General features: G+C 64.7%; 19 protein-coding genes and 1 pseudogene. 11 read left to right on the top strand and 9 right to left on the bottom strand.

Annotation, left to right across the window (positions count from 1 at the left end; translation table 11 throughout):
* The first annotated feature begins 7 nt into the window (after positions 1-7).
* Complete coding sequence (locus tag ACSFB7_RS33290) at positions 8-1,672, top strand: FAD-dependent oxidoreductase (protein WP_435476606.1); 1,665 nt, start codon at positions 8-10, stop codon at positions 1,670-1,672.
* A gap of 79 nt (positions 1,673-1,751) precedes the next feature.
* Complete coding sequence (locus ACSFB7_RS33285) at positions 1,752-2,711, top strand: Bug family tripartite tricarboxylate transporter substrate binding protein (protein ID WP_435476720.1); 960 nt, start codon at positions 1,752-1,754, stop codon at positions 2,709-2,711.
* A 70-nt stretch (positions 2,712-2,781) separates the two neighbouring features.
* Here the strand turns inward: ACSFB7_RS33285 and ACSFB7_RS33280 are convergent, their stop codons facing one another.
* Positions 2,782-4,242, bottom strand: a complete 1,461-nt coding sequence (locus ACSFB7_RS33280; protein WP_435476605.1) for an aldehyde dehydrogenase family protein — start codon at positions 4,240-4,242, stop codon at positions 2,782-2,784.
* Positions 4,243-4,440: 198 nt separating this feature from the next.
* Here ACSFB7_RS33280 and ACSFB7_RS33275 point away from each other — a divergent pair, with 198 nt between their 5' ends.
* Positions 4,441-5,415: a helix-turn-helix domain-containing protein gene (locus tag ACSFB7_RS33275; protein WP_435476604.1), complete on the top strand. Its 975-nt coding sequence runs from the start codon at positions 4,441-4,443 to the stop codon at positions 5,413-5,415.
* 18 nt (positions 5,416-5,433) lie between these two features.
* On the opposite strand, the gene ACSFB7_RS33270 is transcribed toward ACSFB7_RS33275, so the two are convergent.
* Genes ACSFB7_RS33270 through ACSFB7_RS33260 form a run of 3 tightly spaced genes read right to left on the bottom strand, consistent with a single transcriptional unit; the run spans position 5,434 to position 9,632 of the window.
* Positions 5,434-6,747 carry a hypothetical protein gene (locus tag ACSFB7_RS33270; protein ID WP_435476603.1) on the bottom strand — a complete coding sequence of 438 codons (1,314 nt, stop codon included), beginning with the start codon at positions 6,745-6,747 and terminating at the stop codon, positions 5,434-5,436.
* Positions 6,748-6,789: 42 nt separating this feature from the next.
* Positions 6,790-8,148, bottom strand: a complete 1,359-nt coding sequence (locus ACSFB7_RS33265) for an aminotransferase class III-fold pyridoxal phosphate-dependent enzyme (protein WP_435476602.1) — start codon at positions 8,146-8,148, stop codon at positions 6,790-6,792.
* A gap of 35 nt (positions 8,149-8,183) precedes the next feature.
* Positions 8,184-9,632, bottom strand: coding sequence for an APC family permease (locus tag ACSFB7_RS33260; protein ID WP_435476601.1), 1,449 nt, complete (start codon positions 9,630-9,632; stop codon positions 8,184-8,186).
* Positions 9,633-10,132: 500 nt separating this feature from the next.
* Between ACSFB7_RS33260 and ACSFB7_RS33255 the strand changes: the two genes are divergently transcribed.
* Both ACSFB7_RS33255 and ACSFB7_RS33250 read left to right on the top strand, forming a co-directional pair.
* The gene (locus ACSFB7_RS33255) at positions 10,133-10,738 is read left to right on the top strand and encodes a transposase (protein ID WP_435476719.1); all 606 of its coding nucleotides are present in this window, start codon (positions 10,133-10,135) and stop codon (positions 10,736-10,738) included.
* A 51-nt stretch (positions 10,739-10,789) separates the two neighbouring features.
* The gene (locus tag ACSFB7_RS33250) at positions 10,790-11,011 is read left to right on the top strand and encodes a hypothetical protein (protein ID WP_435476600.1); all 222 of its coding nucleotides are present in this window, start codon (positions 10,790-10,792) and stop codon (positions 11,009-11,011) included.
* A 98-nt stretch (positions 11,012-11,109) separates the two neighbouring features.
* On the opposite strand, the gene ACSFB7_RS33245 is transcribed toward ACSFB7_RS33250, so the two are convergent.
* From ACSFB7_RS33245 to ACSFB7_RS33235, 3 genes are read right to left on the bottom strand one after another with little or no spacing between them, the layout of a single operon-like run.
* Positions 11,110-11,976, bottom strand: coding sequence for an alpha/beta fold hydrolase (locus ACSFB7_RS33245; protein ID WP_435476718.1), 867 nt, complete (start codon positions 11,974-11,976; stop codon positions 11,110-11,112).
* Positions 11,977-11,987: 11 nt separating this feature from the next.
* Entirely contained in the window at positions 11,988-12,965 is a 978-nt protein-coding gene (locus ACSFB7_RS33240; RefSeq protein WP_435476599.1) for a Bug family tripartite tricarboxylate transporter substrate binding protein, read from the bottom strand.
* Between the two features lie 41 nt (positions 12,966-13,006).
* A complete protein-coding gene (locus tag ACSFB7_RS33235) occupies positions 13,007-13,609 on the bottom strand; it encodes an amino acid synthesis family protein (protein ID WP_435476598.1) in 603 nt (200 codons plus the stop codon).
* Between the two features lie 297 nt (positions 13,610-13,906).
* Between ACSFB7_RS33235 and ACSFB7_RS33230 the strand changes: the two genes are divergently transcribed.
* Genes ACSFB7_RS33230 through ACSFB7_RS33205 form a run of 6 tightly spaced genes read left to right on the top strand, consistent with a single transcriptional unit; the run spans position 13,907 to position 19,477 of the window.
* Entirely contained in the window at positions 13,907-14,953 is a 1,047-nt protein-coding gene (locus ACSFB7_RS33230; RefSeq protein ID WP_435476597.1) for a WD40/YVTN/BNR-like repeat-containing protein, read from the top strand.
* Between the two features lie 48 nt (positions 14,954-15,001).
* A complete protein-coding gene (gene gstA / locus ACSFB7_RS33225) occupies positions 15,002-15,628 on the top strand; it encodes a glutathione transferase GstA (protein WP_435476596.1) in 627 nt (208 codons plus the stop codon).
* Between the two features lie 12 nt (positions 15,629-15,640).
* Positions 15,641-16,711 carry a cyclase family protein gene (locus ACSFB7_RS33220; RefSeq protein WP_435476595.1) on the top strand — a complete coding sequence of 357 codons (1,071 nt, stop codon included), beginning with the start codon at positions 15,641-15,643 and terminating at the stop codon, positions 16,709-16,711.
* Positions 16,712-16,764: 53 nt separating this feature from the next.
* On the top strand, positions 16,765-17,418 hold the full coding sequence (gene gstA / locus ACSFB7_RS33215) for a glutathione transferase GstA (RefSeq protein ID WP_435476594.1): 654 nt from the start codon (positions 16,765-16,767) through the stop codon (positions 17,416-17,418).
* Between the two features lie 44 nt (positions 17,419-17,462).
* Complete coding sequence (locus ACSFB7_RS33210; RefSeq protein WP_435476593.1) at positions 17,463-18,431, top strand: Bug family tripartite tricarboxylate transporter substrate binding protein; 969 nt, start codon at positions 17,463-17,465, stop codon at positions 18,429-18,431.
* A 56-nt stretch (positions 18,432-18,487) separates the two neighbouring features.
* Entirely contained in the window at positions 18,488-19,477 is a 990-nt protein-coding gene (locus ACSFB7_RS33205; protein WP_435476592.1) for a Bug family tripartite tricarboxylate transporter substrate binding protein, read from the top strand.
* 8 nt (positions 19,478-19,485) lie between these two features.
* On the opposite strand, the gene ACSFB7_RS33200 is transcribed toward ACSFB7_RS33205, so the two are convergent.
* Positions 19,486-20,409, bottom strand: coding sequence for an IclR family transcriptional regulator (locus ACSFB7_RS33200; protein ID WP_435476591.1), 924 nt, complete (start codon positions 20,407-20,409; stop codon positions 19,486-19,488).
* A 264-nt stretch (positions 20,410-20,673) separates the two neighbouring features.
* A pseudogene (locus ACSFB7_RS33195) lies at positions 20,674-20,921 on the bottom strand (IS21 family transposase); the annotation flags it as partial.
* Positions 20,922-21,455: the final 534 nt, after the last annotated feature.

Genomic DNA, 21,455 nt, shown 5'->3' with positions numbered 1-21,455 from the left:
GCAAAGAATGATCGAGACAGATGTTGTCGTCGTTGGCAGCGGGGCCGCCGGCCTGACCGCCGCGATCAAGGCACGCGCGCTCGGCATGCATGTGACCGTGCTGGAAAAGACCCCGGTTTTCGGTGGCACTACTGCCTTGTCGGGTGGCGCACTGTGGGTGCCGTGCAATCCCTCCACGACGGCCTTCGGCGTGCAGGACTCGGCCGACGATGCAAGAACCTACTTGAAGGCCGTACTGGGAGCGACTTATCCGGATGCCCTGGCGGAAACCTTCATCGCCCAGGCGCCGCACATGCTGCGCTTCATGGAGGATCGAATGCGCCTGGCATTCACGCCTTATGCCTTGCCCGATTACGAGTCGGAGCTTCCGGGCGCCAAACGCTACCGCTCTTTGCTCACGCCGGCATTCGACGGGCGCCTGCTGGGTGAGTGGTTGTCGGCGCTCCGTCTGCCACTGGCCCAGATGATGCTCTTTGGGAGCATGCAGGTAGATGGCGCCGACGTCAGGCCGCTTCGCAATGCGCTGCGCACCTGGGATGGTTTCCGGCACAGCGCGAAGATCATTTCGCGCTTCCTGATCGAGCGGGCCCGATACGGGCGCGGTCTGCGTCTGACCAACGGGAATGCACTGGCGGCACGGCTTCTGCATTGCGCGATCGAATCGGGCGTCTCGCTCTGGCGGAATGCCGTGGCGCTTGAGTTGGCCGGCGATGGCCATGGCCGCATCCGCACGGTGCTGGTGCTGAAGGACGGCGTGCGGACGCACGTCCTTGCGCGGCGCGGCGTGGTGCTGGCTACGGGCGGATTCGGCGCTAACGCCGCCATGCGTGCCGAGTGCCTGCCGCTTGCGGACCACCATCTCTCGCTCCAGCCAGAAGGCAACGTGGGCGACGGCATCCGCCTGGGAATCGCGGCAGGCGGCTGGCGAGACCGCGCACACGCCGGCGACTGCCTCTGGACGCCCATGTCCGCGTTGCGCGCGGCCAATGGCGACGTACTGGCCTACCCGCATACCTTCCTCGACCGCTCCATGCCGGGCTGCATCGCGGTCGCCCCCGATGGGAAGCGTTTCGTGAATGAGGGAACTTCGTACCAGACCTTCGTGGAGGCAATGCATCAACTCAAGCTGTCGAAGGTGCACCTCGTCTGCACTCAGCGCTTCCTTCGCCGCTATGGCCTGGGGCTGGCGCATCCCTTCCCGTTCAGTCCGGCGAGGCTGATCGCGGCTGGCTATCTCATCAGCTCGCCGACCCTGGAGGGTCTGGCACCGAAGATCGGCGTCGATGCAGCGGCGCTGGCCGATACCGTGCGCCGGTTCGATGCGGACGCCGCCCATGGACGAGATCCGGCGTTTGGCAAGGGCGTCGATGCGCATTCGAATTTCCGAGGTGACCGGGACCATCTGCCGAACCCTGGCGTGGGCCCCCTGGGGCCCGGGCCCTATTTTGCCGTCGCGCTGCATCCGGGGAGCCTTAGCACCATGGGTGGTCTCGAAGTCGACGGGAACGCCCAGGTGTTGCGACGCGATAGACACCCGATCGCGGGGCTCTATGCCGTGGGCGCCGACATGAACTCCGTTATGCGCGGCCACTACCCAGGGGGCGGTTCGAGCCTCGGCCCCGCCATGACCTTCGGCTATGTGGCGGCCATGCACCTGCACGAGACCCGCTGAGCCCGTCCAGCGACTTTTTTTTCGTTTGTTCTGTTCAACCGGTTTTTCAAGAAAGAGGTCCCGTATGTCGCTTCGGAAAATGAGAGTGCTGGCCATCCTGGCGCTGGTCGGGTGGGCCGGCAGCGGCCTCGCTCAGGCCTGGCCACCCGCTACGGTGCGCATCGTCGTTCCGTACCCGCCCGGCACCGAGCCGGACATCCTTGCACGCGATCTTGGCAACAGCCTTTCCAGGCAGACCGGAAAGACCTTCGTGGTCGACAACCGTCCTGGGGCGAATTCGATGGTGGGCACGCAGGAGGTGGTCAAGGGGGACGCCGAGGGCGGCGTGCTTCTCATGGTGGACCGACTGGCCGTGGTCACCAACCCGTTTCTGTTCGCGACTGTGCCTTACCGATGGGAGGACACGCTCAAGCCGGTGTCCGATCTCGCCAAGGTCGATCTCTTCGTCGCCGTGAATTCGGCATTCCCCGCGAAGACCTATGCGGAGTTCATCACCTACGCCAAGGCGAACCCGGGCAAGGTGAACGTGGGAACGGGCGGCAACGGACATGTCATGCACATCGGCATGGCCATGGTGGCCCAGGCCCATGATCTCGCCTTCACCTACGTGCCCTACAAGGGCGGTGCGCCGGCCATGCTGGGCCTGGCCGCGGGCGAGGTCGACGCCATGATGGCCGGATCGGTCACGATGGGGCCCTACGTGCAGACGAAGAAGATCCGGGCGCTCGCCTATGGTGGCCTCCAGCGCTCGCCGGCCCATCCCGAGGTACCGACGGTCATCGAGGCCGGAGGCAAAGCCGACAGCATTCCTTCGACTGCGTTTGCGCTGCTGGCCCCCGCTAAGGTGCCCGACGCCGTGGTCTCGAAGATCAGTGCGGCCGTCGCGATCTCGCTCGCTCGGCCGGAACTGAGGGAGTCGTACTCCAACCGGGGCATGGAGGCCGCGCCGAGCAGTCCTGCTAACACCCTGGCGGCCATGAGGCGGGACTCCGCCAAGTTCGAGAGAATCATTCGCCAAGCCGGCATCAAGGTGGAGTGAAACACCCGGCCCCGGCAGTTGCGGCCGGGGGTGCCCAGCTGCCCAGCCCGGCATCCGGGAAGAATGGCTGCTAGAGCATCACGGTGACGATCCGCTCTTCCAGGTATGTGTCCAGCGCCTTGGCCGACAGGTCGCGGCCCAGGCCGCTGTCCTTGCCCCCACCCCATGGCAGCCGCGCATCAAGCGGGCTCCAACAGTTGACGGCCACCGCGCCGACCTCGAGCCATGCCGCCACGCGGTGCGCGGTGGCGAGATCGCGCGTCCACAGCGATGCGGACAATCCGAATTCGCTGTGATTGGCCATCTGCACGGCCTCGTCCTCGCTATCGAAGGGGATCAGCATGCCGACCGGGCCGAAGATCTCCTGCTGCGCGATGCGCATGTCGTTGCGCACGTCGGCAAAGAGGGTGGGGCGCACGAAGAAGCCCTCGGCTGGTACGGCTTCTTCGCCTGCGACCATGCGCGCACCTTCGTCCAGGCCTGCCGCGATGCAGTCGCGCACACGCTGCTGGTGGCGCGCATTGATCAGTGCCCCCATCTGCACGCCCGCCTCGTCGGGGCGTCCCACCCGCATAGAGCGGGCGGCCGCGCCCAGGGCCTGCTCGAAAGCGCCTATCAGCGAGCGATGCACGAGCACCCGCGAACCGGCCGCGCATGTCTGGCCCTGGTTCGCAAATAGCCCCATCGCGACGCCTTGCACCGCCTGCGCTATGTCGGCATCGGGAAACACAATCTGCGCTGCCTTGCCTCCGAGTTCCAGCGTGAGGTGCTTGAACGAGGCTGCGGCATCGCGTGCGATGAGGCGCCCCACGTTGGTGCTGCCCGTAAAGCTGATCTTGCGCACCAGCGCATGGCCAACCAGCGCAGCACCGGTCGCTGCCCGCCCGTGCACTATGTTGACCACGCCCGGCGGGAACCCTGCTTCGACCAGTGCGTCTGCCAATTGCGCGATGGCCAGCGGCGCGTCCTCGGGGGCCTTGATGACCACGGTGCAGCCCGCCGCCAGGGCGGGCGCGAGCTTCCAAATGCAAATCATGAGTGGCGCGTTCCAGGGGATCACCAGGGCGGCGACGCCCAGCGGCACGCGGCGTGTGTAGTTGAAGGTGGTGCCGCCCATGAAGCCGGCGGTCGGGATGGTGCGGCCTTCTAGCTTGTCGGCCCAGCCTGCGAAGTAGCGCAGCGTGTCGACGCACATGGGCAGATCCATGAGCGTCATTTCCATGGGCGGTCGGCCCTGCTCGGCGGCCAGGGTCTGCACGAATAGCGAAGCGTCGCGCTCAAGCACGTCGGCAAGGCGGTTCAGCATCCGCGCGCGCTGGGCCCCGGCCACGCTCTTCCAGCGCTGCTCAAAAGCGCGAGCCGCCGCCTGCACGGCGAGGTCCACGTCTTCGGCGGACGCATCCGCCACCTGCGCGAGCAGCGTGCCGGTGGCGGGCGCGAGTTTGTCGAAGCGGGCATCGCCGGCTGCGTTCTGCAGGCTGCCGTCGATGAAGTTCTGAATCCGCTGCGGGGTGAAAGTTGAGTGAGACAAAAGAGGTACTCCTGGGGATCGGTCGTGCCCGGGCCGGCAGCGAAAGGCGCGAATGCCTGGCATAGGGATTGCGTGAATTCTTTTTATGTGGGAAATGATTAACTATGACGGGAAAATAATTAGATATACAAAGTGAAAATCCCTTCATTGGAGAATAACGATTTGAACAGGGTGTTCCAACCGCCTTCATGCGGCGGCATGGTGGCCTCCATCGACCGGTTTCGCGATATCCATCAGCACGCTGCCTCGGTGCGCGACTGGCGCCAGACTTACAGCCAGCTCACGCCCGGGCCCTTGCGCAGTTCGCTGATGCAGCTGTCCAAGGGCGCATTTCATGTGTTCCGCGAGTGCATCAACCAGCGCGTGGTGCAGCACGGCCAGGCCCCGATGGGCAAGGTTTGCTTCGCAGTGCCGCTCGCCCTTCCCGGCGCGGTGCGCATGCAGGGCCGCGAGGCTGACCTGCACAGTCTGTTCGTGCTGCGCGGCGGCGAGGAATTTGTGTTCCACATGCCGCAGGGCGCGGACCTGCTGGCATTGACCTTTGAGGCTGGCAGCGTCGAGCAGGCCCTTGCGCGGGACGGGCGGCAGACGCTGGCGGCGCTGTCGCGCCAGCCCGTGCTGCGAGTGCAGCCGCAGCGCCTGGCGCAGATCCGCGCCACACTGCTGCAGGTGTTCTGCCAGGCCATCACCGATCCTCATCTGCTCGTGCCTCAGGCCATGCAGGAGGAGCTCGAACGCAGCTTGCTCGATGCGTTGCTGGGCCTGGCAGCAGACCCGGCCTGCGATGCCGGCCACCGCCTGGGCAGTTCGCCCGCCAGCTTCATCGTGGAGAAGTGCCACGGCATCACGCTGACCGACACCGGCCGTCGGCCCGAAGTGGTGGAACTGTGCCAACGCCTGCGCATTAGCCGCCGTACGTTGCAGAACAGCTTTCGCAGCGTCGCGCAGACCACGCCGGTGCACTACATTCGCTGTATCCGCCTGAACGGCGTGCGCCGCCAGCTGATGGCGACGGCCCCGGAGGCGGCGACCATCGCGCAGGTGGCTTCCGATTGGGGGTTCACGCATCTGAGTCATTTCGCTGCGGAGTACGAAGAACTGTTCGGCGAGTTGCCGTCACGCACGCGGCGCTCACGCAGCGCCCGGCCGGCCGGTGCGCTACTGGCGTATTGAGCTGCGGCGCGAGCGTCGTCAGAACGGCGCGATCAGCAGTAGTTGCGCGTAGACGTTGGTGGCAGCGTTGCCGCTCTGGTTGCCGCCATGGCCTGCGTAGCGCCGTGGCTTGTACAGGCCGACCATCGGCATCACGATCAGGTGCTCGTGCACGGCCCATTCGGCGAACAGGTTCAGCTCGCGCGCGTCCAGTGCCAGCGTCTGCCGCTCGCGCAAGGTGCGAAAGTCGAAGAACAGCACACCCAGCGTCAGGATCTCGGTGGGCTTGGCGCCCAGCGACACGTGGTGCACGCCGGCATTGGTGTTGAACGGACCTGCATAGTTTCCGGCGACTTCGCCCTGCAGCCACCCGCGGAAGCCGCCGGTGAACAGCGAATCCCAGGTCTGGCCATATCGGGCGTAACGGTAGGTCAGTGTGGGGCTCCAGGGCCAGTCAGCAAAGGTGTAGCCGGCCTGCCCATACCATGCGGTGGCGCTGCCTTGGCGCGTGTCTTGGCGCGCGACTTCGAACGCCAGGCTGGTGTTGGGCAAGCCGGCGCTGCCTTCGCCACGCAGGCTGTAGACGTCCATGCCCTTGCGCAGTCTTTGCGCATCGCTGGCGTAGCGCGGGTCCACGTCCAGGCCGCGGATGTAGGTCAAGCCCAGGGTCCCGGCCGCGCTGGTGTGCTCCAGCGTTCCGGCCGCGAGTTCGGTGTTGGCCTGCGCCCGGTTGCTTGACTTGAGCCACATGGCACTGCCATGAAGGCCCTGGTCCCCACCCAGCCGCAGGACCGTGGTGCCGGAGAACGCGTGGCGTGCCGCCAGGTAGTAGGCACCGCCCCGGTCGAACGTGCTGCCGGCCACGCGCCGACCGGGGTTCAGGCCGTCGTCCATCACCAGGAAGCCGTTGCCGATCTTGACTGCCTGGCGGCCCACCGAGAGGTCAAAGCCGTTCGTGCCCAGCGTGGGGAAGAGATCGCTGGACCGCCAGCCGACGAAGGCATCCTCGATGCTCGTGCGGCGCTCCGTGCCGTCCGACAGGCCGCCGGCATCGCCGTCACCCCAGGTGGCCGAGCTCACCAGGTTGAAGCCGCCATAGAGTGTGCCGGCACGGATGCGCGCAGTGCTGCCGCTCAGGCCGTACTTGAGAAAGCCCTCTCGCCAGTGCGATCCGCCTTCGCGGCCGTCGTAGTTACGTTGGCTATTGATCAGCGCGTAGACGGCGCTCAGGTCGGCGTTCAATGTCGAGCCGTCTGCATTGAATAGTTCATGCGCAGATGGCGACAAACTGGCAGCGATCAGCATGGCCCCGGCCATGGTTTGACGGGCACGCTGGCGGAGGGAGTGCGACATGGGGTGTTCTCGTTGGGTGGTCGGAAGGCGCCGTCAATGCCGTCAGGCGCAGCGGGCGAATGCGTCGTGCAGCGTGGTCCCAATCACGCCCGCTTCGGGCAACGTCAGAGTCAGCGGCGGCGAGAGGATGATCTTGGTTCCCACGGGACGTACGAGTACGCCCGCGCGACGCGCAACCTCGGCCACCCGTGCGGCGTGGCCCTGCATGGGATCGATCGGCTCGCGCGTCTGCTTGTCAGCGACCAGGTCGAGCGCGATCATCAGGCCCTTGCCGCGCACGTCGCCGACCACATCGAATCGTTCGGCGAGCGGCTGCAGCTGTTCGATCAGCGCGGCACCGACGCGCGCCGCGTTGGCGGGCAGGTCTTCCTTCTCCACGATGTCCAGCACCGCGAGCGACGCCGCACAGGCCAGTGGATGGCCGCTGTAGGTGTAACCGTGCATGATCACGCTTGCGAAGCCCGGCGCGCCCTCGATGGCCCGTGCAATGCGCCCGTTGAACATCGTTGCGCCCAGCGGGATGTAGCCGGCCGAGATGCCCTTGGCCAGGCACAGCATGTCAGGCGCCACGCCCCAGCCACGGCTGCCGAGCATGGCGCCCGTGCGGCCGAAGCCGGTGACGACCTCGTCGGCGATCAGCAGGATGCCGTGCCGGTCGCACACTTCACGCAGCCGCTTCCAGTAGCTGGCCGGCGGCACGATTACACCGCCGGCGCCCTGCACCGGCTCGGCGATCATGGCAGCGATGGTGTGCGCACCCAGCTGCGCGATCTGTTCTTCCATCTGACCGATGCACAGGTTGACGAGCTGCTCGGGGTCGCGGCAGTTCCAGGGGTTGCGGTAGAGCCAGGGCGTGTCCAGCAGATGGCAGCCGTCCAGTAGCGGACCGTGGTTGTGGTGGTAGACGTGATTTCCGCCGACCGAGGTGCCCCCCATGTGCACGCCGTGATAGCCATTGCGCAGTGACAGGAAGCGGGTGCGACCCGGGTGGCCTTCGGTGATCCAGTACTGGCGTGCCATCTTTAGCGCGGTCTCCACCGCGTCCGAGCCGCCGCTGCTGAACAGCACACGCTGCATGTCCTCCGCGGCGAACATCGCGGTCAGTCGCTCCGACAGGTCGTAGACGCGTGGGTGCGCGATTCCGTCGAAGGTCTGGTAATAAGCGATTTCGCCCAGCTGGCGCGTGATGGCCTCGGCCACCTCGGGGCGCTTGTGGCCCACGTTGACGTTCCACAGGCCACCGACGCCGTCGAGCATGCGGTGTCCGTCCACATCCGTGACGTAGTTACCGTCGCCGCTGGCGATGATCACCGTGTGCTGCAGGCTGTCAGGGGTGGCCGAGCGCATGGGGTGCCAAAACTTTTTCTGGGCTGTTTTGTAGTGGGTGTAGTCGGGAGTCATGGCGGGAGTTGGAATGGACAGGAGGGAAGAGGGCATCACAGTTTGTGGCTGCCCAGGCGACAGAAGCGTTCAGGTGCTCGGCGGCGCAGCCGCGCAGCCAGCGCTATGCCAACGGCGAGGGCGATGAGGATCGACGAGCACAGGGCGTACGAGAGGGGCTTGCTGGCGCCTGTGAGCACATCGAAATGCAGCACAGCGACGACCAAAACGCACAGCAGCGCCGCGCATGCCAGTGCAGGCAGCAGGCGCGCGCGCCATATGCCCAGTTGCAGCTCGGGTCGGCGGCGGAAGTAAGCCAGCACGGCCGCGGAGGTCAGCGCCATCAGGCCAATGACGCACAGTGTGGCTAAGCTGGACAGCCAGGCAAAGAGCTGGAGGATAGGGTCGGCGCCGAAGGCTGCAAAGGCCAGCACCACCGCTGCGGCTACGGCACTTTGCAGCGCAGAACCCAAGTGCGGGCTCTGATGGATGCGATGGGTCGTACCCAGCCAGGCCGGCAGCAGGCCGTCTCTTCCAATGGCATAGAAGTAGCGCGCAGCCGCGTTGTGGAATGCCAGCAGGCCCGCGTAGATGCTGACCATGAAGAGCCCCCGGATCACGGCCGTGAGGCCCGGGCCGGCATAGTGGTCGGATACCCCGTAAAGGAAGGTCGTGGGATCCTGCAACGACTGGAGCAGCGGCACGATCTTGTCGGTGCCCACGCCCACGATCAGGGCCCAGATCGACACCCCGTAGAAGGCCCCGATCAGCAGCACCGACGCATAGGTGGCGCGTGGGATGGTGCGCTGCGGGTCCTTGGCCTCCTCTCCATAGATCGTCGTGGCTTCGAAGCCAATGAAGGCCGCGAAGCAGAACAGCAATCCGATGGAGGGCGTGCCGCTGAACACATGGGATGGCTTGAACGAGTCGAGGTGGATGCCGCTGTCGCCGCCCGCATGCAGGATGGCGATGTCCAGCGTTAGGATGGCCGCGTACTCCGCTATCACCACCAGCGCCAGAACGCGCGCCGACAAGTCGACATTGCGGTAGCCCAGGATGGCGATGCTTGTCAGGGCGAGCAGCGACCAGACCCACCAGGGCACCACGAAACCGAACGTTGTCGCCATCGTGGCCGCGACGACCCCGCCGAACATGCCATACAGGCCGATCTGCAGGACGTTGTACGCGAACAGTGCGAGCACGCCGGCGGCGCCGCCGGCCAGCCCACCCAGACCGGTCGACGAGAACGCATAGAAGCCCCCGGCGTTGGTGACATGCCGGGCCATAGTGGTATAGCCTGCCGAAAACGCCAGCAGCACCGCCAGGGCGGCCAGCAGCAGTGCCGGCGTGCCGGCGCCGTTGCCGAGCATGATGCCGATGGGAAAGCCGCCAGCGATCACGCTGAGTGGGCTGGCGGCCGAGACGACGAAGAAGACGATGAAGTAGACGCCGAGCGCGTCACGTCTGAGCGTGTTGGCGGCGTGCGGAGGCAGGATGGCGCTCATGGCTTTCCTAGGTTGACGATGGGGGCAACAACGGGCCCTGAGGAGAGGGACGCCGGCTTCTGACCGCGCTGCCGAAGGGGCTTGCCCGGTGCATCGCATGCTAGGAGCGGCGCTCGGGAAGTCGGTAGCCCGAATCGGCAACTTGTGCATCACGCGGACGACTTGAGAAACGCGAGAGGGGCAAAGAAAAGGCCCGCAAACAGGCTGTGTAAATAGTCCGATGCGGTTCTAGCCACGATGCCCTGTAGGCGCTAGTCTGGAGGGCATCGTTGTTTGTGGAGCATCCCGATGGTCCACCGCAGTGGGGAGAGCCGCGAGCAGGCGGCGTTGTTTCCTGTGATGCTCGATGAGCTCGTTGGGCCCGACGCCTTGGCCTGAGTGATCGACGCGTGGATCGCGGCATTGCCGTTGGCCGAACTGGGCTTGGCCAAGTCCATGCCCATGCCTCAGCGCTTGGGGGCACCGCCTTACGACCCTGCTGAGCTGTTGCGGTTGTACCTCTGGGGTACCTCAATGCTGTGCGTTCATCTCGCGCACTCGAGCGCGAATGCCATCGCAACGTCGAGTGCATGTGGCTGCTCGCATGCGTGGCGCCCCACCACAAACCCATCGCCGAGTTCCGCCGCACCAACCTGTACGCGTTGGTCGCGATCTGCGCGGCCTTCATGCAATTCGCCCGCAGCCAACGCCTTATCGTCTCCAGCACCGTGGCCATCGACAGCACCAAGGTGCAGGCGGTGGCATCACGCAAGGCCATCGTCGGCCCGCGCAGTCTGGGCGAGCAAGCCCTGCGCAATGCCCAAGAGATCGAGCGCTACCTCTCCTTGCTCAAGGAGGCCGACCGCCAGCACGCATCAACATCCGGGCAGGCCGTTCGTGTGCGCAAGGCTCTGGCTCGGCTCCAAGCCGAGCGCGACTCCATCGCCGAGCAGGCCAGGGCCCTGGCTGCCAGTGGCAAGACCCTGCAGATCACGACCGAGCCCGAAGCCCAAGTCATGCGCAGCCTGAACGGTGCCCCGGGCTACAACCTGCAGACGGCGGTAGAAGCAGGCAGCCACCTGATCGTGGCCCACGAGGTCTGCGCCGAGGCCAACGATCAGAGGTAACTCCAGCCCATGGCCGAGGCCGCCTGAGATGTGCTGCAGGCGCCATGCACAGTGGTGGCCAATGCGGGTTATGCCAACGGCACTCAGGTCGCGGCACTGCAAACCCATGGCATGGACTGCTATGTGGCGGCCCGTGGTGCGGTGAACAACCAGGCGGCTGGCGCGCTCTATGACCGTGCAGCCTTCACTTACGACGCCGCGCATGACCACTTCGTGTGTCCTGCGGGGCAGCTGCTGCAGCGCAAGCAATCCATGCTGAGCCATTCATGTTGATCACTCGCTTGAAGCTGTAGGCCAGAACCGCGAGGCTCAACTCCTGCAGAGCGGTCCTTTTCTTTGTGGTGCTCGCAGTGCCCCGCGCGCGACGCGCCTCAGCTGCGCTGCGAGCTCAGAAAGGCATGAACGGCTTTGGCGAACGCCGCGGGCTGGTCGTCGTGCACGTAGTGTCCGGCGCCGGCGACTTCGAGGCCCGTAATCAGGTCGTTTGCTGCAAGCATTTGCGCGAAGGTGTCACGTGAAAGATAGTCCGATTCGGCACCGCGCAGCAGCAACGTCGGGCAGGCGATCGCAGCCACACAGGGCCAGAGGTCGGGATCCGGCTGCGTGGGGTGCATGCGGCAGTGCGTGATGCCAGCTTGATCGTGCGCCCATGTGACGACACCGTCGGCCTCGCGCATGGAATTCGCAACCCGCGAATCGATCGCCGCCTCCGTGATGGTGGGTCGGATGGAGCGCCAGAACCGCCGCGCCGTCTCCCAATCTGGAAACGAAGCGGGCGTCCGGGCGAGTTCGGTATTGATGCGATGGGCGCCATCGCTGCAGCGAGAGGCGCCGGGGCCGCTGTCTTCGAGGACAAGGCTGCGCAGCCGCTGTCCATGGGTCAGCGCGTAGACCAAGCTATTGATGCCGCCCATCGAATGCCCCAGCAGATGTACGGTGTCAAGACCGAGTGCGTCGATGAACTCTGCGATGTCGCCCGCGTAGCGGGCCGCATGGTAGTTGCGCGCCGGGTCCCAGTCGGTCCGGCCGCGGCCACGCTGGTCTAGCGCGACGACACGGAATTCGTCGGCCAGGACCGATGCCAGTGGCGCAAAGGTCCTAGCGTAACTACGCAGGCCGTGCAGGCACAGCACGACGGGCGCGCCTTGAGGTCCCCATGCAACATAGTGGAAACGCAGCTCCCCCAGCTGGACGAAGTGCGAACTGGCGACGTGCGGCGCTGCGTCCCCTGGGTTCATGGAGATGGTTGTCATTTGCTGGTAATCTTTATCTGCCGCAGGATCTTGTGGGTCTGTATGATGGAGCGGTCCCACGCCGCGGCATCTTCCTCGCGATTGCCGGGCGCGCGCTGCAGGCCCAGCTCCACCAGCTTGGCTTGCACCTGCGGCAGCGTCATCACCTTCGTCACTCCGGCATGCAGCCGCTCCAGCACCGCGACCGGCGTGCCCGCTGGCGCGAAGACGGCGAACCAGCCCGAATCCCCTAAACCGGTGATGCCAGCCTCGGTGAACGTCGGCACGTCGGGCAGAGATTGAACGCGGCGCGCGCCGGTTACTGCCAGCGGCCTGATCTCTTTGGATTCCACCTGCGCGCTGAGGGCCGCGACGGTCAGGAAAACGCTGTCGATATGGCCGCCGCGCAGATCAGTGATCGCTGGGGACGAGCCTTTGTAGGCCACGTGCAGCAGCTGGGTGCCGGTGCGTGCGGCGAGCAATTCGCCGAGCACATGCGGCGACGAGCCCGTGCCGAAAGTGCCATAGGTTAGGGACTTGGTGCGCGCTACCTGCCGCAGCTGGCTGAGGGTGCTTATCTCCGAACGTGCACTCACGGCTAATACCAGCGGCGTCTCCGCGACTATGCTGACCATCACGGATTTTTTGCGCACCCCTTCCATCGCTTTCTTGTCGTCCGACATCAGCGGCGCTAGCACGTGCGTTGAACTGCTGCCGAACATCAGCGTGTAGCCGTCCGACTTGGCACGCTCGACGGCCTGCAGTGCAAGGGCGCCGTTGGCTCCGGGCTTGTTGTCGACCACGATGGTCTGACCCATTTGTTCGCCTAGCTTCTGGGCCACCAGCCGCGCCAGGATGTCGGTGCCGCCGCCAGGGGCAAAGGGCACTACGAGCCCGATGGGCCGTTCACTAGGCCAGGTTGTCTGCGCCTGCGCCACGTTGGCCACGCACCAAGTGGCCAGGGTGGCGATGCATGTGACGAGTGATCGCTTCATGGGGAGTTGCTTTCTGCCGATGTGTGGGAGGGGAGGCACGTTCACACCAGGCCGTCCTGGCCTTGGATCTCGGAGGCCTGCAAGCCGCCCAGGCGTGCGTTGAGTCGCCCGCGCGTGGCAAAGGCCCAGATCACCAGCACCTCGTCGGCGTTGGGCCCGTCGCCAAACATGGCGCTGATGGTGTCGTAGTGCGAGCGCACATAGAGCGCGTCCTTGTGGGCCAGTGGGATGTCGATCGTCGTTCCCGGGCCGCCGCGCTTGCCCGTTGATGGCACCCAAGACTTGCCGCCGCCCACGCCATCGCGAACCGGATTGGCCGCAGGGTTGGTTAGCAGTGCATTGCCGTGCTCGTATTCACCGTCGATGCCGACCAGGCAGGCCTTGCCATAGCTCTGGATGGAGCGGCCCTGGGCGGCTTCGCAGATGCGCCGGCCGAACTCGCGCCCCAGCACCGGGGAAGGCTCGATCCAAGAGGAAAGATCGGCTTCGTAGCGGCCCGCAAAAGGATTGTGGATACAAGCGGCAATCACGATCTTGCGCAGAGGCTCGCCGTCGGCCGGCATACCGCTCTCGCCGGCCAGGGTGTCGTCGACCTGCAGATACCACTTGCGGATGTGGAACACGTTCAGGTTAGGGGTCTTCATGGGGTCCTATCAGGGAAAAAATGCAACGCTTTTCCTGTGTGTGATTGAAGAAATTATCAAAATACAGGAAAGAAGTTCTAATCGTACTTGCATTTTTATCATCCTGTCCATAGGAGAGGTTTCACTGTCACTGACTGCCGACTCACTGTCCTGCATCGAAAACAGCCGCATAGGTAGTTTCGATAGATGGCATATTTCTCGCATTTAGGTAAAAACGGAATGTGTGCCAAGAGGAAATGCCTCGAAACGAGGCGTGACGCGCGGCGACCTGCACCACGAACCATTCGAAAGAAAGAAATGACGCCATTCACATGCACCGTCTTGGTGGCCACGGCCGGCCAGGGCATCCTGCGCAGTAACGACGAGGGAGCTACTTGGCACAGGCTGGGCTTGAAGGAGTCCATCGAGTTCGACGGCACAGTGCGCGCTCTGGCCGTGGACCCAACGCAGCCACAGCGAATTTATGCAGGCGCCGACAGCGGGCTGAGCATTAGCACCGATGGTGGCGTGCACTGGCGCCGCGCCGAAGGCTTGCTGACCGGCCAGACCGTCTGGTCAATCGCAGTCGACTCCCGCGACCCGCGTGTGCTGTTCGCGGGTACCGGCTCACCTTCGCGCGCCGCCATCCATCGCTCGCTCGATGCCGGCGAGACCTGGACCCGGCTCGCACCGGAGATCCCCGAGTTCTGTGCGGGCGTGCACCGGCCGCGGTTGCTGACCATCTGTATCGATCCCGAAGACAGCGCCACCGTTTGGTTCGGAGTGGAGGAGGGCGGCACCTGGCGTAGCCGCGATGGCGGCGAAAGCTGGGAGCGGCTGGCCGAAGGCGTGCCCGGCAGCATTCGCAACCAGGACATCCATGCAATCACCGTGCTGCCGGCCACGGCCGACGCGCCCAAGACGGCACTGGTGCTGACGGTGAATTGCGTACACCGCAGCATCGACGACGGCAAGAGTTGGCGGGGCGAGCTTTCCCGCGACTGTTTTGACGGCCTCTACTACACCCGTACTGTGCAGGTACTGCCGGGATCGGAAACGCTATTGCTCGCCATGGGCGACGGCACTCCGGGGCGCCGCACCCGCATTTACCGTTCTACGGACCGCGCGCAGAGCTGGACCGAATCACGCATCGACGTGGCGCCAAACTCCACAGTCTGGGCCTTCGGCGTGCATGCCGCCAGGCCGGAACTGGTGTTCGCCGGCACCAAATACGGCGACCTCTACCGTTCCGACGACGGTGGCCGACGCTGGCACAAGGAGTGGCGCGTGTTCAGTGAGATCACGGCAATCGCGTGGACCCCGGTGAAGGCCGCACTGGTGGCCCACCCCCAGTCAGTGCAGTAGCGGCTGCTTGCGTTGCACCTCTGACATTTCCGCAAACCGGAGTTCTCCATGAAGCTTTATCTAACGCCGCATGCCTGTTCCCTGGCCGTCGACATCGTCGCGCGCGAAGCCGCCATCCCGCTTGAACGCGTCTGGGTCGACGTTCGCACCAAGAAGCTCAAGGACGGCGGCGACTACTTCCTGATCAACCCCAAGGGCCAAGTGCCTGCACTGCAGACCGACGATGGCCAGTTCCTGACTGAGGGCAGCGTGATCATCCAGTACCTGTGCGACGGCCACGCAGCCGAGGACCTTTTGCCGACCAAACTCGGCATGGCGCGCTATCGGGTGCTTGAGTGGCTGAGCTTTACCAGTTCGGAGCTGCACAAGGGTTTCACGCCGCTGTTTCGTCCCACCACGCCGGCCGCCTACCGCGCAATCGCGATCGAGAACTTGAACAAGCGCCTGGCCTGGCTCGACACGCTCTTGAGCGACCGCCAGTTCCTCCATGCCGAACGCTTCACTGCGGCTGATGCCTATCTCTACACGATCGTGATGTGGAGCGCCCTGCACCAAATCGACTTGTCGCAGTGGACGCATCTGACGGCGTACCTGCAGCGCATCGCCGAACGTCCGAGCGTTCGAGCCGCACTCGCGGCCGAGAAGATCGAGATCGATAGCGCGGCCTCGGCCTGAGCGAACGGGGTAATGCGCATGACCCAGCAACGATGGACCCGCCGGCCTGATGGTTCGAACTGGGGCGACTTTGGCCCCAATGACCAGTGCGGCTCTATGAACCTGGTCGGCCCTGCACAAGTTCGCAGGGGCCTGGCGGAGGTCAATGAAGGCCGCACCTTCAACCTCTCGCTGCCTCTCGACTATCCGGGCGGCAACGCACTGCACCCGCGTCGGCATCCACCACAACACTTCGCGACTTTGCGCGGCGCGCCGCACGAGGGCGAGCAGTGCTTCTGCTTTGCCATGTCGCGCGTCAACCCGTTCTACACCGACGTCTTCAACGATGACGTGGTGGTGCTGCACACGCAGTATTCCACGCAGTGGGACGGGCTGGCGCATGCTGGCGCAGAGTTCGATGCGGACGGCGACGGTGTCGAGGAAATGGTGTTCTACAACGGTTACCGCGCGGGCACCGACGTGCGGCCCGGCACTCGAGCGCGCGCCGACGGCCCTGCTCGCTGGGACACCTGGGAAGGCCCCCGCGCCGAAGCACTGGGCATTGAGCACTTGGCCGAACATGGCGTGCAGGGACGCGCTGTCATGGTCGACCTGCATCGGCACTACGGGACGCAGCACCACGCAGTCGGCTACGACGATCTGATGCGCATTTGTGATCGCGACCGGGTGACAGTGGAGCGGGGCGACTTTCTGTGCCTACACAGCGGCCTGGGCGACATGATCCTCGCAATGGGCAAGCAGCCCGATGCACGGCAACTGCTCTGCGCTTGCCCCGGCCTGAACGGCGGCGACCAGCGGCTGCTGAACTGGATCACCGATATCGGCGTTCCTGCGCTGATCTCGGACAACTTTGCGGTGGAGCTCATGCCCGCAGGCATGCGCCTGGAGGGTCGCCACGCGATGCTGCCGCTTCACGAGCACTGCCTATTCAAAAACGGCATTCATCTGGGCGAGCTTTGGCGCTTGGGCGACCTCGCCCGCTGGCTTGGCGCGCACGGACGCAGCCGCTTCCTGCTGACAGCGCCGCCCTTGAACCTGCCCGGTGCGGCGGGTTCGCCTGTGTCGCCGATCGCTACCGTTTGAGATTCCTGCCAATCCCTTTGCCTCTTTGAATGACGTCCCGAAGGAACACCCCCATGAAGCTTTACCATGAAGTTCGCGGCTGCTCGCTCGCGGTTGATATCGTTGCACGTGAACTGCAGCTGCCATTGACCCTGGCGTGGGTCGACATGAAGACCAAGCTGCTGGAGGACGGCACCGACTACCACCTCGTTAACACCAAGGGAACGGTGCCGACGCTGGAGATGGCCGACGGACAACACCTGAGCGAAGGCTGCATCATCATGCAGTACCTGGCCGACCAGTGCCCCGGCACTACGCTGCTCCCGTCCCAGGGGCTGGCACGCTACCGCGTGCTGGAGTGGATGAGTTTCGTCGCGGCGGACCTGCACAAGGGCGGCTTCATGCCCTTGTTCAAGGCTACCACGCCCCCCGAGTACCGGCTGCTGGCGCGCCAGTACTTGCAGCTGCGCCTGCAATGGCTGGACGCGCAACTGGCTGGGCACGATTTCCTGACCGGGGCGACGTTCACTATCGCGGATGCCCACTGCTACACGATCGCGATGTGGACGCGCGCCCATGCCATCGACACCTCGGGCTGGCGGCACTTGGAGGCCTACCTCGCCCGCGTCGGTGGGCGCTCCAGTGTTCGCGCGGCCGAGGAAGCCGCCGCCGCACAGGGAGAGTTAGAGCGCGCAAGACGCGGGCTAGCCCCGGCCGCCTCGCACTGATTTCGCTTCCGTTCGTCCCACCCATGTCCGACAGAGGAATGTCCATGCAGCTCCTGAAATATCTCATCCTGCTTTGCGCAGCCGGCTGCCTGCCGGCGCTGGCCGCGGCCGATGGCTACCCAGCCACCGCCGTGCGATTGGTGGTGGGCTTTCCGCCCGGAGGCGGCACTGATGGGGCAGCACGCATAGTGGCCGAAAGGCTGGCGCTTGAATTGGCCCAGCCTATCGTGGTGGACAACCGTGCAGGCGCAGGCGGGACAATCGGCGCGCTGTCGGTAGCGCGTGCCAAGCCCGATGGTTACACCCTGTTCTTCGGCACGGGAGCGGAGTTGCTGATCAACCCCATCACCCGCAAGACGGCGCCCTACGAGTTGTTGAAAGACTTCGAGCCGATCGCTGAGGTCGGCGGCGTAACCTTTGTGCTGGTGGCGCCCGCAAAAGCCGAAGAGAGCACGGTGCAGGAACTGGTGGCGCGGGCGAAGGCGCAACCCGGCAAGCTGAACTTCTCGTCTTTCGGTATGGGGTCCACCAATCACCTGATGGGCGAGCTTTTCCTGTCAGCCACGGGCGCCCGAGCGGCCCACGTACCCTACCAGGGCAGCCAGCAGGCCATGACCGCGCTATTGGCGGGCGAGGTCGACTTCGCGTTTGAGACCACGGCCGTCGTGCTGCCGCAGATCAGGGCCGGCAAGCTCAAGGCGCTCGCCACACCGTCGCCACACCGTCTCAAGGATCTGCTCGACGTGCCAACGCTGCAGGAAGCCGGCTACAGGGGCCTGGAGGCAGAGGGTTGGATGGGCGTGTTCGCGCCGGCGGGCACGCCGGCAGAGGTGGTGAAGAAGCTGGAGGCGGCTCTGGGCAAGGTGATCCGCACGCCCGACGTCGAGAACCGCCTGAGCACGCGCGGCGTGCTCGTCACTGCCGGCGGCGCGGAACTGTTTCGCCGCAAGCTCGCGCGAGAGAGCGAAAAGTGGAGGCGCGTTGCGAAGGAGGCCAGCCTGTCGCTCGATTGAGAGACTGCCGCATGCGGAATCCCTGTCGAACCGGTTGACCTACCGTGGAGCTTTCGATGAATAACCTCACTTTCGCATTCACATGCCATGCCGCCATGACGGCGCTGATCGCCAGTGTCGCGGCCATTGCTGCCCCCATGGCAATGGCCGAGCCCTACCCCTCGCGCCCAATCACGCTTATCGTTTCGTTCGAGCCTGGAGGTTCCACCGACATCTCGGCGCGAGCCGTCGCCCAGCAGCTGAGCCTCAAGCTCAAGCAGGCCGTGGTCGTGGAAAACAAAGGCGGGGCCGGCGGGCGCATCGGTACCAAGCTGGCCGCGTTTGCCAAGCCCGACGGCTACACCTTGCTGTGGGGTAGCGGCAGCAGCCTGACAGCGGCGCCCGTGCTGTACGCGGACCAGGAGCATGTCGCGACGCTGGTGCCGGTGAGCCTCGGAGCGACGCAGCCATTCGTGTTCGCGACGAGCCCTTCGGCGGGCGTGAAAACGACGGCCGAATTCATCGCATTGGCGAAGCGCAACCCGGGCACCCTGAATTTCGCCTCGGCGGGCGCCGGGTCCAGCAACCACCTGATGGGCGAGATCTTCATGGCCATCACCGGGACACAGCTAATGCACGTGGCCTATAAAGGGGCCGCCATGGCAAAGGACGCTGTCATCAAGGGTGAGGCGCAGTTGATGGACGAGGTCACCTCACCGCTGATCGGCGCGTTGCGCGCGGGCCAGTTGGTGCCGCTGTTTATGACAGGGACGGCCCGCGATGCGATGTTCCCCGAGATTCCCACTGCGGCCGAGGTGGGTCTTCCCGACCTCGCCATTCAGGGCTTCTTTGGCCTGCTAGCCCCGTCGGGCACGCCGCCGCAAATCGTGGCGCACCTGAATGAGGCTATGCGCGCGTCGCTTGAGGCGCCGTCAGTGAAGGCGGTTTTCTCGAACCTCGGATTCGGGATCGCCTACAGCACCCCAGAGCAGATGGCGCAGCGCATCGCACAAGGCAAGGCTAGGTACGCCGGCATCGTCAAGGAGCGCCAGATCCGTGTGGACTGAAGGGAGGCTCACAAGTGGCCATCGGCGGACAGTCGCGCGCCGATGGACTGTGCGGTCCGAATCACTAGCTCTGCGAGCGCCTCTTCGTTGAACAGCGCCAGGCGCGCGTCGTTGCCCAGGGCCGTCACGCTGGCCACTACGATTCGCCCGCGGCCGAGAATTGGTGCCGAGATACCCGTCTTGCTGTCGTTCAGTTCGCCGGAAGTGCGGCAGTAGCCCTGCTTGCGGATGCGCTGCGCTTCATCGTAGAACGCCTCCCAAGGTGGTGTGTGGTGAGATTCCTCGGCTAACTCCTGATGCAGCCGTCGCAGGCGCGCGGCGGGCAGGAAGGCTACCAGTGCCTTAGAGCTTGCGCCACGGGGGATTGGCACGGGTCTCCCTCGCCCGTACCGCAAAGGTTGCTGCGGATCGTTGAACTCCGTATGCACTGTGATGATGGAGTGTCCATAGAGTTTGGATATGAACACGTCTAGACCGGTCTGCTCGGCCAGGGCGCGCATGGGCGGCGCTGCGGCGCGGATCACCGGGTCGGACTCGCGAATGCAGCGGTCGAGTTCGATGATACGGGGCCCTAAGGTGATGCTGCGGTCCAGCCGAACCAGCAAGCCGACCTTGCACAGTTCCTGTATGTAGCGGTAGGCCGTGCTCTTGGGAACATTCAGCTGCAATGCTATCTGTTCGACTGTCAGTGAGGGGACATCCGTGGAGAACAAGGACAGGACGCCAAGCATGCGTGAAAGGCTGGATTCCGACACAGTCTGGGAGATCAGGTCGGAGTCCTGCGTATTGCCGTGAAGCGCCGTTTGTGGGGACTGGGGGCCCGTCGCCTTAGCTGCTTTAGAGATGCCCTGGCGCCCACTTGACAACAGGCCGGCCGGCGCTTCAGAATTTTTCATTTCCTTATTGTCTTCCGAAACAGGGAGCAAGAGCACAGCGGGCATCCTGGCCTACCAAGGGCATATGTTGATGGAACACGCTCAGCTCGGGTCGTGGGAACGGTGTCACACACGCCGATGGCTATCGCGTGCGGGCTGCGGCGTTGGCGAAGCTGGAGACCTTGCTTAGCGGGCACCCAAGAACGATCGCAGCGGACAAGGCTTACGATACCCGTGAGTTATTGCAGGGTGCCGCGAGCGGCGGGTCACCCCGCGCGTCGGCGGTGAACAGAGCTACCGGGTGAACCGCCCGGGGCGATTCAACCGTCGGAATCCCTGCGGCAGTTCACTGAAGAGTGCTCCATTTCTCAAAGCCCCGGCTTGCGTTTCAGCACCGCCAGATAGTGACGCCAGTCGTAGACGGTCTGGCCGGCCGTGTCGTGACGGCGGTCGATGATCCGTATGTCTTCGCACGGGGGCTGCCCCTCAGCCGCAACGACCAGGCGATTAGCGTAGATCCGCAAACTCACCGATCGGTCCGCATAGGACGCGGGCACGCTGTCGCGGTTGGATGCGTGCCGCAGACGTGCATGAGTGGGTCAAACACGTGGAGGTGATACGGGCGTGCGCGAAGGCGTGACGACCAGCGAGTCACAGCGAGTGAAGGACTCGGGGCGCGAGGTCATCTGCCTTCGCGACGCCTGCGAAGCAGGCCATGTCAACGCGCTACTGCCTCCACATCGGCAATCATAGGGTGAGCACAAGTATCTAGATGCCTGGATGCTTAGACACCTTGATCAACATCGGTGTTGGAACGTTGGCCGTCGGACTACTGCTCCAGTTGCTCCGCGGTCATTCACCTGCCTCATCTGTGTGCGCCACGAGGCCGAGCGAAGCCAGTGAAAGGAAGTTAGGGTTAATCATATATAGACATCACAATAAATATGAAATCAAATAAAGTGTCAAGAAACAAAGGCTTTGTCACAGCATGAAAACAGAGAGACTTTTCGATGTGAGCGGCAGCGTCGTCGCGATCACCGGAGCCGCGAGCGGGATTGGCCTGGGCTATGCCGAGGTCATGGCCGCCAACGGCGCGTGCGTCA

The sequence above is a fragment of the Variovorax raffinosi genome, assembly GCF_051216615.1.
Taxonomy (GTDB): domain Bacteria; phylum Pseudomonadota; class Gammaproteobacteria; order Burkholderiales; family Burkholderiaceae_C; genus Variovorax.
Note: the sequence above shows the minus strand (reverse complement) of the source record. Positions and strands in the feature narration are given on the sequence as shown.